The 13,426-nt window shown below is 70.6% G+C and carries 11 protein-coding genes, 1 pseudogene and 1 riboswitch; of the genes and pseudogenes, 11 read left to right on the forward strand and 1 reads right to left on the reverse strand.

Annotation, left to right across the window (positions count from 1 at the left end):
• Positions 1-75: 75 nt before the first annotated feature.
• The 3 genes from miaB (at position 76) to A7B20_RS05265 (ending at position 3,500) form a co-directional block, all read left to right on the forward strand.
• A complete protein-coding gene (miaB, locus tag A7B20_RS05255) occupies positions 76-1,383 on the forward strand; it encodes a tRNA (N6-isopentenyl adenosine(37)-C2)-methylthiotransferase MiaB (RefSeq protein WP_102107508.1) in 1,308 nt (435 codons plus the stop codon).
• 482 nt (positions 1,384-1,865) lie between these two features.
• Positions 1,866-2,222, forward strand: a complete 357-nt coding sequence (locus tag A7B20_RS05260; protein ID WP_102107509.1) for a hypothetical protein — start codon at positions 1,866-1,868, stop codon at positions 2,220-2,222.
• A gap of 267 nt (positions 2,223-2,489) precedes the next feature.
• Positions 2,490-3,500, forward strand: a complete 1,011-nt coding sequence (locus A7B20_RS05265) for a PhoH family protein (protein ID WP_102107510.1) — start codon at positions 2,490-2,492, stop codon at positions 3,498-3,500.
• A 378-nt stretch (positions 3,501-3,878) separates the two neighbouring features.
• On the opposite strand, the gene A7B20_RS05270 is transcribed toward A7B20_RS05265, so the two are convergent.
• Positions 3,879-4,517 carry a TetR/AcrR family transcriptional regulator gene (locus A7B20_RS05270; RefSeq protein WP_102107511.1) on the reverse strand — a complete coding sequence of 213 codons (639 nt, stop codon included), beginning with the start codon at positions 4,515-4,517 and terminating at the stop codon, positions 3,879-3,881.
• An 87-nt stretch (positions 4,518-4,604) separates the two neighbouring features.
• Here A7B20_RS05270 and ybeY point away from each other — a divergent pair, with 87 nt between their 5' ends.
• From ybeY to A7B20_RS05310, 8 genes and pseudogenes are all read left to right on the forward strand, one after another.
• Positions 4,605-5,105, forward strand: a complete 501-nt coding sequence (ybeY, locus tag A7B20_RS05275; protein ID WP_102107512.1) for an rRNA maturation RNase YbeY — start codon at positions 4,605-4,607, stop codon at positions 5,103-5,105.
• A gap of 69 nt (positions 5,106-5,174) precedes the next feature.
• The gene (locus A7B20_RS05280; protein ID WP_102107587.1) at positions 5,175-6,113 is read left to right on the forward strand and encodes a transporter associated domain-containing protein; all 939 of its coding nucleotides are present in this window, start codon (positions 5,175-5,177) and stop codon (positions 6,111-6,113) included.
• Positions 6,106-7,635 (forward strand): apolipoprotein N-acyltransferase, encoded by a 1,530-nt coding sequence (gene lnt / locus A7B20_RS05285; protein WP_245866585.1) that lies wholly within the window; start codon positions 6,106-6,108, stop codon positions 7,633-7,635. Before A7B20_RS05280 ends, lnt begins: the two co-directional genes overlap by 8 nt.
• 34 nt (positions 7,636-7,669) lie before the next feature.
• Positions 7,670-7,720: riboswitch (SAM-SAH riboswitch) on the forward strand.
• Between the two features lie 6 nt (positions 7,721-7,726).
• On the forward strand, positions 7,727-8,908 hold the full coding sequence (gene metK / locus A7B20_RS05290) for a methionine adenosyltransferase (RefSeq protein WP_102107514.1): 1,182 nt from the start codon (positions 7,727-7,729) through the stop codon (positions 8,906-8,908).
• A gap of 204 nt (positions 8,909-9,112) precedes the next feature.
• On the forward strand, positions 9,113-9,838 hold the full coding sequence (trmB, locus tag A7B20_RS05295; RefSeq protein ID WP_102107588.1) for a tRNA (guanine(46)-N(7))-methyltransferase TrmB: 726 nt from the start codon (positions 9,113-9,115) through the stop codon (positions 9,836-9,838).
• 274 nt (positions 9,839-10,112) lie between these two features.
• Positions 10,113-11,453 (forward strand): annotated as a pseudogene (gene aroA / locus A7B20_RS05300) (3-phosphoshikimate 1-carboxyvinyltransferase); the annotation flags it as partial.
• 271 nt (positions 11,454-11,724) lie between these two features.
• Positions 11,725-12,342, forward strand: coding sequence for a (d)CMP kinase (locus A7B20_RS05305; RefSeq protein WP_102107515.1), 618 nt, complete (start codon positions 11,725-11,727; stop codon positions 12,340-12,342).
• The gene (locus A7B20_RS05310) at positions 12,339-13,337 is read left to right on the forward strand and encodes an aldo/keto reductase (protein ID WP_102107516.1); all 999 of its coding nucleotides are present in this window, start codon (positions 12,339-12,341) and stop codon (positions 13,335-13,337) included. The genes A7B20_RS05305 and A7B20_RS05310 overlap by 4 nt, the downstream gene beginning before the upstream one ends.
• Positions 13,338-13,426: the final 89 nt, after the last annotated feature.

A 13,426-nucleotide genomic window follows, 5' to 3' on the forward strand; every position in this document is an offset into this window, starting at 1 on the left:
CAAGCGTTGCGGGCGGCCCGTCAATCGGGTAGGGAGCCGTTCCAGTTCCGACATGCGACCTGCGGGAGAGCCGACATGGGCGACGCGAAGAAGCTGTTCATCAAGACCTACGGTTGCCAGATGAACGTCTACGACAGCGAGCGGATGGCCGAGGCGCTGGGCGGCGCGGGCTATGCCGAGGTCGGCAGCGCGGCCGAGGCGGACATGATCCTGCTGAACACCTGCCACATCCGCGAGAAGGCGGCGGAGAAGGTCTATTCCGAGCTTGGACGGCTGCGCGCGCTGAAGGCGGAGCGTCCCGATCTGAAGATCGGCGTCGCGGGCTGCGTCGCCCAGGCGGAAGGGGCCGAGATCCTGCGCCGCGCGCCGGTGGTGGACCTCGTCGTCGGGCCGCAGAGCTATCACCGCCTGCCCGCCATGGCCGAGGCGGCGGCGCGGGGGGAGCGGGCGCTCGACACCGACTTCCCCGAGGAGGACAAGTTCGACCATCTCGCCGCGCGGCCGAAGGCGCGGCGCGCGCCCTCGGCCTTCCTGACGGTGCAGGAGGGATGCGACAAGTTCTGCGCCTTCTGCGTGGTGCCCTACACGCGCGGCGCCGAGGTGTCGCGCCCGGCCGCGCGGATCCTGGCGGAGGCGCGGGATCTGGTCGAGCGCGGGGTGCGCGAGATCACGCTGCTCGGGCAGAACGTCAACGCCTATCACGGGCACGCGGGCGGGCTTGCCGGGCTGGTGCGGGCCCTGGCCGGGATCGACGGGCTGGCGCGGATCCGCTATACGACCAGCCATCCCAACGACATGGACGATGCACTGATCGCGGCCCACGGGGACTGCGAGAAGCTGATGCCCTACCTGCACCTGCCGGTGCAGTCGGGCAGCGACCGGGTGCTGAAGGCGATGAACCGCAAGCACACGGCGGCGCAGTACCTGCGGCTGGTCGAACGGATCCGCGCCGCGCGGCCCGACATCGTGATGTCGGGAGATTTCATCACCGGCTTCCCGGGCGAGACGGAAGAGGACTTCCGCGCGACGCTGGAGCTGGTCGAGGCCGTGAACTACGGCATGTGCTACAGCTTCAAGTACTCGCCGCGCCCGGGCACCCCCGCGGCCGAGCGGGCACAGGTGCCCGAGGCGGAGAAGGACGACCGGCTGCAGCGGCTCCAGGCGCTCCTGACGGCGCAGCAGCGTGCCTGCCAGGAGTCCATGGTCGGCCGCGAGGTGAGCGTGCTGTTCGAGAAGCCGGGGCGCCTGGCGGGACAGATGGGCGGCAAGTCGGACTACCTCCACGCGGTCCATGTCCATGCGCCGGGGGCGCAGCCGGGGGACATCGCGCGGGTGCGCGTCACGGGCAGCGCGGCGAACTCCCTGGCGGGCGAACTCGTCTGACCCCGGACCGTCGGGCCGCATCTCGCCCTCCGGGACCCATCGAACCCGGGTGCCATGGCAGAGGGCGCGCCACGGCGCGGAGAGAGAATCACCCGGCGCGCAGGCGGCGGCCCTGGCCGGGAACTGGGGCGAACGATCCGGGTCCCGCCACGGTGCCGCCAGATTTTCGCCTCATTCCCCGTGCGCGGCGCACCAGTCCTTCGAGGCCCGGGAGACCGTTTCCGGGGCGGGGACAGCGCGCCGCTAATTTTCTTCCCAAAGGCTCAAAATCATCTAAATTCCAATGATGACGCGGGTGTAGCGGGGCTTGTCCCGGCAGGCGCCGGCGCAGGGTCCGCTCGGGGACCTGCGACGGGGGCTGGTGTTCGTGTCCGCCTCGGTCCGGTCGGCTTCGGGCCGCAGGCGCCGGAACAGCGGGCGGGCAGGGAAGTGGGGTTCGCTTCCGTCCGGCAAACGTAGATGTATTCTTTTGGAGTCTCGAAATGAAAAAGATCCTTGCCCTTGCCACGGTCCTTGCCGCGGCCCTCGCCACGCCGACGCTGGCCGACCACAAGCTGAACCACCCGGCCTACCGGTTCTCGCCCGACACGCCGCCGGGACGCCTTGTCGTCACCGTGAGCTGCTTCCGCGGCCCCTGGAAGGAGATCATCTGGGACCACGCCAACCCCGTGTTCATCGACAGCCTGGTGAACGTCGGCTACAGCTATGAAAGCGCAAGCGCCATCGCCAACCGGATCTGCCGCGACAAGTCGCTGGTGAACGACAACGAGGCGCTGCGGCTGGAAACCGTGCGGGTGCTGAACGGCTCGCCCTCCTATCAGTACCACTACAAGCACTGACCGCCGGGCCCGGTGGGGGCCGATGCACGTTTCCCGACGACTCCCTTGCGCCGCAGCCCGCCCAGGTTGCGGCGCATCGCTGTCCGGGGGGCGGTGGCGCGGCTGCGATGGGCCATGGCGTGACGCGACGTCGGGCATATCTGCCCGCCAGGCGTGCAGCCCTCCCAACATCTTGCGTGATATTTCGATGACACGCCCAGCTTGTGCTTGCGCCGGGGGGCTTGCCTTGGCAGTCTGATCCCAGTCCGCAAGCCATGGGAGCGATTATTGGGCCTCATCCCGCCGACCCCCCCGACCGTCGACGACGCCACGCCGGAACGCTTCGTCGAATTCCAGGACAACCGCCTGCTGATCGAACTCTGCGGTGAGTTCGACCGCAACATCGCCCAGATCGAACAGGCGCTCGACGTGCAGATCGCGCGGCGGGGCAACCAGCTGGCCCTGATGGGCGAGCCCGACGCGCAGGCGCGGGCGGGCGAGGTGCTCTGGGCGTTGTACCGGCGGCTGGAGTCGGGCCGCGGGATCGAACCCGGGGACATCGACGCCGAGATCCGGATGGGCCCGTCGCGGCAGGACACGGGCGTGCTGGACGGCGACCAGATGGAGCTGTTCCAGGGCGGCCCGGTCGAGGTCAAAACCCGCAAGAAGCTGGTGGAGCCCCGGACCGAGGCGCAGAAGGCCTACGTCCGGGCGCTGTTCGCGAACGAGCTGTGCTTCGGCATCGGCCCGGCGGGCACCGGCAAGACCTATCTCGCCGTGGCCGTCGGCGTGAACATGTTCATCGAGGGGCATGTCGACCGGATCATCCTGTCCCGCCCCGCCGTCGAGGCGGGCGAGAAGCTCGGCTACCTGCCCGGAGACATGAAGGACAAGGTCGATCCCTACATGCAGCCGCTCTACGACGCGCTGAACGACTTCCTGCCGGGCAAGCAGGCGGCGAAGCTGATCGAGGAGAAGCGGATCGAGATCGCGCCGCTGGCCTTCATGCGGGGACGCACGCTGTCCAACGCCTTCGTGGTGCTGGACGAGGCGCAGAACGCCACGACCATGCAGATGAAGATGTTCCTGACCCGGCTCGGGCAGAACTCGCGCATGGTCATCACCGGCGACCGGACCCAGGTGGACCTGCCGCGCGGCGTCGGCAGCGGGTTGCAGGATGCCGAGCGGCTGCTGAAGGGGATCGACCGGATCTCGTTCAACTATTTCACGGCCCGCGACGTGGTCCGCCATCCGCTGGTGGCGAAGATCATCGAGGCCTACGAGGCGGACAGCGCCTGAGCGGCAAAAAAAGGGACCATCCCGGTGGGATGGCCCCTTGGCTATCGAAAGGATTGCTGGAAATCGCCTTGTCGTCGCTGTGGCAGGAGACTGGGTCGCTCTGCCCCTGGCCGTCTGTGTCGTCTCTCAAATCATGTTCGGAATTCCGCGTGGCGCAGGATCCCCCCGTCAATATGTTAAGGAAACACTAACGTTACTGTGCTGTCAAAGTGCAGTTGCGGCGTTTTTCATTCCGGAAAAACCGTCGGCACCAAGCGGCCCGTCGAAGGCCCCGAGGTTCGCGCAGAGGGTGTGCGCAAACGCCGCAGGCACAACAAGAAAACAACTTCAGGTATATCGAAGTCCCCCTGAGCAACTGCGGAGATAGAGAATTTTCCGTCACGAAAGTCCGTCGCGCAGGGCCCAGGGGTGCCGTTGGGTCATCGTGGGGCGGTCTTCGTCCACGTAGCTGCGAATCAGGCGGTCCATCGCGGCGCGGGAGACGGCCCCGTGATCCGGGTGATAGCCGAGGCTCGCCACCATCTTCCAGTGTCCGTACATGAGCGAGACCATGAGAAACGAAAGCTCGCCCGCGGCGACGTGGTTCAGTTCGGGGTGCTGCACCCGGATCTCCGTCGCCACCACCTGGCCGAGCAGCCCGTACTGGGCGCGCAGGTGGCGGCGCACCGCCCCGGATCCGGCGGCCAGCGCGAACATGGCGTCGTAGACCTGGTCGTCGCGCGGCTTGGCCGGGTCGGCCACGATCCCGAAGTAGAAGTCGAGGAAGACCGTCAGCCGCTGGCCCGAGGGCACGGTGGCCACGCCCTTCACCAGCGCCGAGCGGTAGGTTTCGGCCAGAAGGTCGCAGAGCGCCAGCATCAGCGATTCGGCCTCGGGGAAGTGGTATCGTACAAGCTGCCGCGAGACACCCGCGCGCGCGGCGATCCGGTCGTAGGAAACTGCGGGCAGCCCCTCGGTCATCAGCGCGTCGAAGGCGCCCTGCAGGATCTGTTGCTTGCGTCTGTCGTCGGGTGACATTCCGTTTCTCCACGTTCAGCGTGGCTTGGCCGGGCGCTTCTGTCAAACCGTGCTTGACCGCGCCCCCGCACCGCCCCAAGAGACGCCATGGCCGAGATCGACTGCGTCATCGAACATGCGCCCTGGGCAGAGGCCGGGCTGGAAGCGCTGGCCGAACGGGCCTGCGGCGCCGCGCTGGCGCATCTCGGCATCGACGAGGCGGCCGCGATCGTGGTGCTGGGCTGCGACGATGGGCGCATCGCGGCGCTCAACGCCGACTTCCGCGGCAAGCCCGTGCCGACCAACGTGCTGAGTTGGCCCGCCGAGGATCTGTCGCCGGAGGTTCCGGGCGCGGCGCCGCTTTCCCCCGAAGCCGATGCGACGGGGGCGCTGGAACTCGGCGACATCGCCATCGCTTACGAGACATGCAGGCGCGAGGCCGAGGCGGCGGCGCGGACGCTCGCCGATCATGCCACGCACCTGCTGGTCCACGGCACGCTGCATCTCCTCGGCTACGACCATGTCGAGGATGCGGATGCCGAAAGGATGGAGGCGCTGGAGGTGGCGATCCTTCACAAGCTTGACATCGCCGACCCATATAGGGGATGACGCGCGATCCCTCGGGCGTTAGATTGCACTGCCGCCCCCGGGCGGCGCGGACACATGTGGAAAGGCGAGATGGGCGACCCCGACGAAGGATCGAGACACGCGGCGCAGGGCGCGCGTACCGAAGACCACGATGAAGACGAACCTCCGCAGAACCGCGGCTTCTTCGGCCGCCTGTTCGGCGCGCTGACCCCGGCGGAGGAAGAGGAGGCGGCCGCGAACGGCGACGAAACGCCCCGACCGTCCCCCGCGCCGCAGTTCCTGGGCCTGTCGAACCTGCGCCGGATGCGGGTCTACGACGTGGCGATTCCCACGGTCGAGATCGTGGCGGTGCCCAAGGACATCGGCAAGGACGACCTGGTGAAGGTGTTCCGCGAAAGCGGGCTGACCCGCCTGCCGGTCTATGCCGAAACGCTGGATCACCCGGTCGGCATGGTCCACCTCAAGGATTTCGCGCTGCTGCACGGCTTCAACGGCAGCGACACGCCGTTCGACCTCTCGGCGATGCTGCGGCCGCTGATCTATGCGCCGCCCTCCATGCCGATCGGCGTGCTGCTCCAGAAGATGCAGAACGACCGGATGCACATGGCGCTGGTGATCGACGAATACGGCGGGGTCGACGGGCTGGTGACGATCGAGGACCTGATCGAGCAGGTCATCGGCGAGATCGAGGACGAGCACGACATCGACGAGGGCCAGTTCTGGACCGAGGAGAAGCCGGGCGTCTATCTTGCGCAGGCGAAGGCGCCGCTGGACGAGTTCGAGGCCGAGATCGGCATGAAGCTGGTCGAGCCCGAGGACGAGGAGGAGATCGACACGCTGGGCGGGGTCGTCTTCGTGCTGACCGGCCGGGTGCCCGCGCGGGGCGAGGTGATCCCCCATCCCGCCGGCCCGCAGTTCGAGATCGTGGATGCCGACCCCCGGCGGATCAAGCGGATCCGCGTGCGCATGGCCGGGGCGGACCGCGCCGCCCCCGCCGTTGCGGCCCGCGGCCAGGTCTCGGGTGGCTGACGTCTTCCTGCGCGAGCGTGCCTCGCCGCTGGCCCTCCTGACCCGCCGCCCGCGGCTGCTGGCCCTCGCCACGGGGGTGGCGGCGGGGCTCGGGCAGGTGCCGTTCTCGCTGGTGCCGCTGGCGCTGGCCGCGCTGGTGCTGGCCTTCCTGCAACTGGAGCGCGCCGGTTCGGCACGGCGGGCGGCAGCGCTGGGCTGGTGGATCGGCACCGGCTACTTCGCCACCACGCTCAACTGGATCGTCGAGCCGTTCCTTATCGACATCGCCCGCCACGGCTGGATGGCGCCCTTCGCGCTGGTCTTCTGCGCCACCGGCTTCGCGCTGTTCTGGGGCGCGGCCTTCGGGCTGGCCCATCGCCTCTCGCGGCCCGGCCTGCCGCGGGCGCTCGCCTTCGCCGTGGCGCTCGGCGGGGCCGAGATGCTGCGCTCCTACATCCTCACCGGCTTCCCCTGGGCGCTCGTCGGCTATGTCTGGAGCGAGGGGCCGGGGGCGCAGCTGGCGGCCTTCGTCGGCTCCTACGGCCTGACCGTCCTCACGCTGCTCGGGGCGGGGCTGGCGGGTGTCGCCCTGCGGCGCGGTCCGGTTCAGGGCGCGCTGGCCTTCGCCGCGCTCTGGCTGCTGCCGCTCGGCCTCGGCGCCCTGCGGCTCGCGCCCGAAGACGTGCCCGCCGATGCGCCGGTGATCCGCCTCGTCCAGCCCGACGCGCCGCAGGACGAGAAGTGGGATCCCGACCGCGCCTGGGTCTACTTCTCCCGCGCGCTCGACTTCACCGCCGCGCCCGGCGAGGCGGGGCCGCCCGCGCTGACCGTCTGGCCCGAGACCTCGGTCCCCTACCTCGTCACCCCGGGCCATCCGGCGCTGGTGGATCTCTCGCGCGCCGCGGACGGGCGGCCGGTGGCTGTCGGCGCGCAGCGGCTGGAGGGCGACGACGTCTACAACAGCCTCCTGCTGCTCGGCGAAGAGGGTGCGATCGCGGACACCTACGACAAGCCCCACCTCGTGCCGTTCGGGGAATACATGCCGCTCGCCGCGCTGGCCGGACGGTTCGGGCTCCGGGGCCTGGCCGAGGTCGGCGCCTTCGGCTTCGCCGCCGGGCCGGGGCCGCACCTGGTGGATCTCGGCCCCCTCGGCCAGGCGCTGCCGCTGATCTGCTACGAGGCGATCTTCCCCCAGGACCTGCGCGGCACGGAGCGGCCCGGCTGGCTGCTCCAGATCACCAACGACGCCTGGTTCGGCACCTTCTCGGGTCCGTTCCAGCACCTCGCCCAGGCGCGGATGCGGGCGATCGAGCTGGGGCTGCCGCTCCTGCGCGCGGCCAACACCGGGATCACCGGCGTGGTCGATGCCCACGGCCGCCTCGGCGCGCAGCTCGGCCTCGGGCAGGCGGGGTTCCTCGACGTGCGCCTGCCCCGGGCGCTGCCGCCCACGCTTTATGCGCGCACCGGCGACACTCCCCTCGCGCTGCTGCTGATCGTCGCGCTTCTGGGCCTGGCATGGACGGCGCGGCGCAATACCGATTGATCTTGCGCGGCGCGCCCTGTACGCCCGCAATCCAAACCCTCCGCAACGGCTTCCTGGCGCGGACGGGTCAATTTCCAATGGAGCACGTCCCATGACACGCAAGAGCTATACCTTCACCTCCGAGTCCGTCTCGGAAGGCCATCCCGACAAGGTGTGCGACCGGATCTCCGACGCGATCCTCGACGCCTTCCTGGCCGAGCAGCCCGAGGCGCGGGTGGCCTGCGAGACCTTCGCCACCACCAACCGCGTGGTGATCGGCGGCGAGGTGGGGCTGTCGGACAAGGGCAAGCTCGACGAGTACATGGCCAGGGTCGAGGGGATCGCCCGCGCCTGCATCAAGGACATCGGCTACGAGCAGGAGAAGTTCCACCACGCCACCTGCGAGATCACGAACCTGCTGCACCCGCAGTCGGCGCATATCGCCCAGGGCGTGGACGCGCGCGAGAACAAGGACGAGGGGGCCGGCGATCAGGGCATCATGTTCGGCTTCGCCACGAACGAGACCGAGGCGCTGATGCCCGCGCCGATCCTCTATGCCCACGCGATCCTGAAGCGGCTGGCCGAGGCGCGCAAGGACGGCAGCGAGCCGACGCTGAGGCCCGACGCCAAGTCGCAGCTCTCGGTGCGCTACGAGAACGGCAAGCCGGTGGGCATCAGCTCGATCGTGCTCTCGACCCAGCACGCGGACGAAAGCCAGACCAGCGAGGACATCCGCGCCATCGTCGAGCCCTACATCCGCGAGGTGCTGCCCGACGGCTGGATCGACGCCGACACCGTCTGGCACGTGAACCCCACCGGCACCTTCGTGATCGGCGGCCCGGACGGCGACGCGGGGCTGACCGGGCGCAAGATCATCGTCGACACCTACGGCGGCGCGGCGCCCCACGGCGGCGGCGCCTTCTCGGGCAAGGACCCGACGAAGGTCGACCGCTCGGCCGCCTATGCCGCGCGCTACCTCGCGAAGAACGTGGTGGCGGCGGGGCTGGCCGAGAAGTGCACGATCCAGCTCTCCTACGCCATCGGCGTGGCGCGGCCGCTGTCGATCTATGCCGACACCTTCGGCACCGGCGAGGTCTCGCCCGAGGCGATCGAGAACGCCGTCGCCCAAGCGATGGACCTGACGCCCCGCGGCATCCGCCAGCACCTCGGCCTGAACCGCCCGATCTATGCCCGCACCGCCGCCTATGGCCACTTCGGCCGCGCGCCCGACGCGGACGGCGGCTTCAGCTGGGAGAAGACGGACCTGGTTGAGACCCTGCAGAAGGCGGTCTGACCCGCAACCCGCCGCTGCCCTCCGGATCGGGGGACGGCGACGGCCCCACGGAAAACGCGGGGTTGGGGGGCCTTCCCCCCATCTTTGCTTCTCAAATATCCTCGGGGGAAGGCGCGCAGCGCCGCGGGGGCAGACAGCCCCCGTCCGCGCCCTCCACCGGCACGCGGCTTGACCTTCGCGCGTCCCGCCGCCATCACGCCGCCCATGACCGAGAAAAGACACCCCTCCGGCGCGCCCTGGCGCAACTTCTACGGCCGGTTCCGCGGCAAGACCCTGCGCGACAGCCAGAAGACCTATCTCGACGAGGACCTGGCGGCGCTCTCGCCCGGGCCCGTGGGCTGGGACGTGAACCCCGAGCGGCGGCCGCTCGATCCCGGCGCCGTACTCGGCGGCCGGCCGCTCTGGCTCGAGATCGGCTTCGGCGGGGGCGAGCACCTGGTGCACCTCGCGGAGCGGCATCCGGACAGGGGGATCATCGGCTGCGAGCCCTTCATCAACGGCGTGGCGATGCTGCTCGGCAAGATCCGCGAGTCGGGGGCCGGCAACATCGCGGTGCATCCCGGGGACGCGCGCGACCTGTTCGACGTGCTGCCCGACGCCAGCATCGGGCGCGCCTACCTGCTCTATCCCGATCCCTGGCCGAAGGCGCGCCACCATCGCCGCCGCTTCGTGACGCCCGAGCACCTGGCGCCGCTTGCCCGGGTGCTGGCGCCGGGCGCGCTGTTCCACGTGGCGACCGACATTCCCGACTACGTCCGCCAGACCCTGCAGCAGGTGCCGCGCCACGGCTTCGACTGGCTGGCCGAGGGGCCGGACGACTGGCGGACACCCTGGGAGGGGTGGCTTTCGACCCGCTACGAGCAGAAGGCGCTGCGCGAGGGGCGGATGCCGCATTACGTCGTGTTCCGCCGGCACGGCGGGGCGGGGTAGGGAATTCCATACCTTACGTCATGGCGGGCGGCTGTTAACGTGACGTTAATAGTTTTCGGGGATTTCGCCCCGCAGTGTCGAGAGTCCGAGTTGCATACCGACCCTGCATTCTGCTGCTGCAATTTCCAATCGCTCGCCGTCCCGTCGCGCTGACCGCGGCGGGACGGTTTTTGCGCCCGCGACCGTCCCGAACCGGTCGTTTGCGCCTTGCGCCGGGGACGCCGCCGGCTAGTATCCGCGCGATTTTCCGACAGCGGCGACAGGAGGTGCGGCGATGTCCCGCCATGGCGAACCGATCCCGATGACAGGCCACCCCTCGGGGCCGCTTTCCGGCACGGCCGAGGTGCCGGGCGACAAGTCGATCTCGCACCGGAGCCTGATCCTCGGCGCCCTCGCGGTGGGCGAGACGCGGATCAGCGGGCTTCTCGAGGGGCAGGACGTGCTCGACACCGCGGCGGCGATGCAGGCCTTCGGGGCGGAGGTGACGAGCCACGGCGGCGGGAGCTGGTCGGTGCAGGGGGTGGGAGTCGGCGGCTTCTCGGAACCTGCCGAGATCATCGACTGCGGCAATTCCGGCACCGGGGTGCGGCTGATCATGGGGGCGATGGCGACGACGCCGATCACCGCGACCTTCACCGGCGACGCCTCGCTGAACGGCCGGCCCATGGGGCGCGTCACCGACCCGCTGGCGCTGTTCGGCGCGGCCGCCTACGGGCGGCGGGGCGGGCGGCTGCCGATGACCGTCGTCGGCGCGGCCGAGCCGGTGGCCGTGCGCTACGCGACGCCGGTGCCGTCCGCGCAGGTGAAATCCGCGGTGCTGCTCGCCGGCCTCAATGCCCGCGGCGACACGGTGGTGATCGAGCGCGAGGCGACGCGGGACCATTCCGAGCGGATGCTGGCGGGCTTCGGGGCAGAGGTCTCGGTCGAGGACACGTCCGAGGGGCGGGTCATCACCCTGGCCGGGCAGCCCGAACTGAAGCCGCAGAGGATCGCGGTGCCGCGGGATCCGTCCTCGGCCGCCTTTCCTGTCTGCGCGGCGCTGATCGTCGAGGGCTCGGACGTGCTGGTGCCTGGGATCGGGCTTAACCCGACCCGCGCCGGGCTCTTCACCACGCTGCGCGAGATGGGCGCCGACCTGACCTACGAGAACCCGCGCGAGGAGGGAGGCGAGCCGGTGGCGGACCTGCGCGCCCGGTTCTCGCCCGACATGAAGGGCATCGCGGTGCCGCCGGAGCGGGCGGCGAGCATGATCGACGAATACCCGATCCTCTCGGTCGTCGCCTGTTTCGCCGAGGGCGTGACCGACATGCAGGGGGTGAAGGAACTGCGCGTCAAGGAGAGCGACCGGATCGACGCCATGGCGCAGGGCCTGCGCGCCTGCGGTGCGGCGGTGGAGGAGGGCGAGGACTGGTGGCGCGTCACCGGGCTGGGGCCGAAGGGCCTGCCGGGGGGCGCCACCGTGGCCTCGCGGCTCGATCACCGGATCGCCATGTCCTTCCTGATCGCCGGGATGGCGGCGCAGCGTCCGGTGTCGGTGGACGACGTGGGGCCGATCACGCCCTCCTTCCCGATCTTCGAGGGGCTGATGGCCGGTCTCGGCGCGCGGCTGGAGCGTCGTTCCGGCTGGGGGGGCGGGGGGCTGCCGCCCCCCGCGCGGCCTTCGGCCTCCCCCCGCCGTCATCGGGTCCCGGCATCGCCCCGGGGGGAGGGGGCGGGACCGGGGGCCAGCCCCCGGACCCCCGGGATATTTGGGAAGCAAAGATGTGGGGAGCGGTGTGCCGGTCGGCAGGGGTCGGCCAGGAGGCGCTTCGGACCGGGTTCGGGCGCTCTTTTCAAGCGGTCGGGAGGGGGCTAGGGTGGACGTCCTTTTGCGAGGCAGGACATTCATGGCATTCACGGTAGCGATCGACGGCCCGGCGGCCAGCGGCAAGGGCACCATCGCGCGGGCGGTGGCGGCGCGGTTCGGCTTCGGCCATCTCGACACCGGGCTGCTCTACCGCGCGACGGGGCGGCGGATGCTGGACGGCGAGGATCCGCTGGAGGCGGCGCGCAACCTCCGGGCCGAGGACCTGCAGCGGTCCGATCTGCGGGGCGGCGACGTGGCCCAGGCGGCCAGCCGGGTGGCCGTCGATTCGGCCGTGCGGGCGGCGCTGCTGGACTTCCAGCGCGCCTTCGCGCGGCGCGGCGGCGGCGCGGTGCTGGACGGGCGGGACATCGGGACGGTGATCTGCCCGGATGCCGACGTGAAGCTGTTCATCACCGCGAGCGACGAGGTGCGCGCCGCGCGCCGCCATGCCGAGCTGAGCGCCGCCGGGGAGGACGTTACACTGGCTGCCGTGCTGGCCGACCTGAAGCAGCGCGACACCCGCGACGCGGCCCGCGCCACGGCGCCGATGAAGCCCGCGGCCGACGCGGTCCTGATCGACACCTCGGCCATGGGGATCGAGGATGCGGTCGCGGCTGCGGTGGCCGAGGTGTCGCGCCGGCTGGAGACCGTGCGATGAGGCGGCGGCGGCTGGGGGCCTCGGGGCAGGAGGTCTCGTGCGTCGGGGTCGGGGCGCTGTCCTTCTCGGATTTCTACGGGGCGACCTCGGAGGAGAACTCGCGCGCGGTGCTCGTGGCGGCGATGGAGGCGGGGGTGGATTTCATCGACACCTCCAACATCTACGGCATGGGACGCTCGGAACGGGCGGTCGGCGCCTTCCTGCGCGACGTGCCCGAGGCGCGGGAGGCGATGAAGATCGCCACCAAGGCGGGGATCACCACCGATGCCGGGGGGCGGCGCTGTTTCGACAACGCGCCGGAGCACCTGGAGGGGGAACTCGACGGTTCGCTGCAGCGGCTCGGGGTCGATTGCGTGGACCTGTTCTATGTCCACCGGCGCGAGGCGGCGCGGCCGATCGAGGAGGTGACGGAGACGCTGGCGCGGCTGGTCGCCAAGGGCAAGATCCGCGCCTTCGGGTTCTCCGAGATCGCGCCGTCCTCGCTGGCGCGGGCCGCGGCGGTGCATCCCGTGGCCGCGGTGCAGTCGGAGTATTCGCTGGCGACGCGGGCGCCCGACCTCGGGCTGCGGCAGGCCTGCGCGGCGGCGGACACGGCGCTGGTGGCCTTCTCGCCGGTCGGCCGGTCGTTCCTGACCGACCGGCCGCTGCCCGAAAGCGCGGTGCCGGAGCTGGCCTTCCTGAAGGTGAACCCGCGCTTCCAGCCGCCGCATTACGCCGAGAACATCCGCCGCACCGACGGCTTCCGCGCGCTTGCCGCCGAGATGGGCGTCCCCGCGGCGGGGCTGGCGGTGGCCTGGTGCCTCGCGCAGGGGGGACATGTGATCCCGATCCCGGGCACGCGTTCGGGCGCGCATCTGCGGGGGTTGCTGGCGGGGGCGGAGATCGCGCTCGGGGCCGGGGACCTGGCGCGGATCGAGGCGGTGCTGCCGGTCGGCTGGACCTCGGGCGACCGTTACTCCGAGGCGCAGTGGATGGGCGTCGAGCGCTACTGCTGAGGACTTGTGCGTCTATCATGCCGCCCGATGCGGCCGGTGGCCGATTTTTCCCCGCGGTCGGTCCCGTCGATGCCAGGCTGGCGCGGGCA

It is taken from the genome of Oceaniglobus roseus (assembly GCF_002869745.1).
In the GTDB taxonomy this organism is placed as follows: Bacteria; Pseudomonadota; Alphaproteobacteria; order Rhodobacterales; family Rhodobacteraceae; genus Oceaniglobus; species Oceaniglobus roseus.

Bases quoted from the DNA above. Each gene is read 5' to 3' on its own strand.
- miaB (WP_102107508.1), top strand. From the start codon at position 76: ATGGGCGACGCGAAGAAGCTGTTCATCAAGACCTACGGTTGCCAGATG.
- A7B20_RS05260 (WP_102107509.1), top strand. From the start codon at position 1,866: ATGAAAAAGATCCTTGCCCTTGCCACGGTCCTTGCCGCGGCCCTCGCC.
- A7B20_RS05270 (WP_102107511.1), bottom strand. From the start codon at position 4,517: ATGTCACCCGACGACAGACGCAAGCAACAGATCCTGCAGGGCGCCTTC.
- ybeY (WP_102107512.1), top strand. From the start codon at position 4,605: ATGGCCGAGATCGACTGCGTCATCGAACATGCGCCCTGGGCAGAGGCC.
- A7B20_RS05280 (WP_102107587.1), top strand. From the start codon at position 5,175: ATGGGCGACCCCGACGAAGGATCGAGACACGCGGCGCAGGGCGCGCGT.
- metK (WP_102107514.1), top strand. From the start codon at position 7,727: ATGACACGCAAGAGCTATACCTTCACCTCCGAGTCCGTCTCGGAAGGC.
- trmB (WP_102107588.1), top strand. From the start codon at position 9,113: ATGACCGAGAAAAGACACCCCTCCGGCGCGCCCTGGCGCAACTTCTAC.
- A7B20_RS05305 (WP_102107515.1), top strand. From the start codon at position 11,725: ATGGCATTCACGGTAGCGATCGACGGCCCGGCGGCCAGCGGCAAGGGC.
- A7B20_RS05310 (WP_102107516.1), top strand. From the start codon at position 12,339: ATGAGGCGGCGGCGGCTGGGGGCCTCGGGGCAGGAGGTCTCGTGCGTC.